This window comes from Candidatus Obscuribacterales bacterium (assembly GCA_036703605.1).
GTDB lineage: Bacteria > Cyanobacteriota > Cyanobacteriia > RECH01 > RECH01 > RECH01.
Genome location: DATNRH010000870.1, coordinates 1 through 1,093, shown reverse-complemented (window position 1 = coordinate 1,093; position 1,093 = coordinate 1). Strand labels below are relative to the sequence as shown.

General features: G+C 52.7%; 2 protein-coding genes. Both read left to right on the top strand.

Annotation, left to right across the window (positions count from 1 at the left end):
- Window positions 1-589: 589 nt before the first annotated feature.
- Window positions 590-865 carry a hypothetical protein gene (locus V6D20_17970; GenBank protein ID HEY9817670.1) on the top strand — a complete coding sequence of 92 codons (276 nt, stop codon included), beginning with the start codon at window positions 590-592 and terminating at the stop codon, window positions 863-865.
- Window positions 866-878: 13 nt separating this feature from the next.
- Window positions 879-1,093 (top strand): hypothetical protein (locus V6D20_17965; GenBank protein HEY9817669.1); only part of this gene is annotated, 215 nt, incomplete at its 3' end.

The following is a 1,093-nucleotide window of genomic DNA, read 5'->3' as shown; positions in this document are numbered from 1 at the left end:
TGAGGACGTCGGGAATGGCTGCAACATTCTTCCAAGCCGGGGAACAGGCTTGGTACAAGCATGGCCAACTCTCGTGGACAACGGCCTCTGTCATCCGACAAGAAGAAAGTGGAGTATCATTGAAGCTTGAAAACGGAGAGGTATCCGTTTAATGTAAAGTAAAGGAGATTGTCGCCAAGTTGGCGGATGTTCAACCCCTGCAGCAGGATGATCTCAAGGTATACCTGAATTTATGATTCCAAGATTGTAGATGACCTCGTTACTATTGATAATTTGACAGAAGCAGTGCTTTTGAATACCTTACGGGAACGTTTCAAAACGGACCACATCTACGTGAGTCGCTTCCTCTGTTACTGATCTACCAGACATATGTGGGGGGTATACTTGTCACCGTCAATCCGTGGAAGAATGTGGATAACCTTTATGGCACGAGCAAGATGTTAGAATACAAGGGAAAGGCGTTGAAGGAGAATATGCCGCATGCGTACGGCCTCTGTGACCAGGTGTACCACCAGCTTGTGCGCAACCGCCTCAGTCACTCCATCCTAGGTAAACCTAAGCTGCCGTCACTCCTTACCACTTACACTCAGTGAGCGGGGAGTCCGGGGCGGGCAAGACAGAGTCGTGCAAGACTGTGCTGGCCTACCTCTCCTTTGTCAGCGGCGATACCCCGGCTGTCCAAACCCTCAAGACCCAAATCGCCTCTTCCAATGTCATTCTTGAATGTACGCCAGGCTCGAGTGGTGGCTGCCGCTCTCCGTCCCCTCTCCCCTCTCTCTTAGCTAAACGTAGCCTTTGGCAATGCCAAGACGATACGGAACAACAACTCGTCCCGGTTTGGCAAGTTTATCAAGATTTACTTTGATGGAGCGGGCTTGGTGTCAGGGGGCTACATAGAGAACTACCTGCTGGAGAAGAGCCGAGTGGTGGCCCAGGCGGCGGGGGAGCGGAACTACCATGCCTTCTACCTCCTACTAGCTGGGGCCCCTGACCAGGCCCGCACCGCCTTAGCCCTCCAGCCTTCCTCCTCTTACCACTACCTCAACCAGAGCCAGGTCTACGAAATTGAGGGCCTTGATGAGGTAGGAGGCCC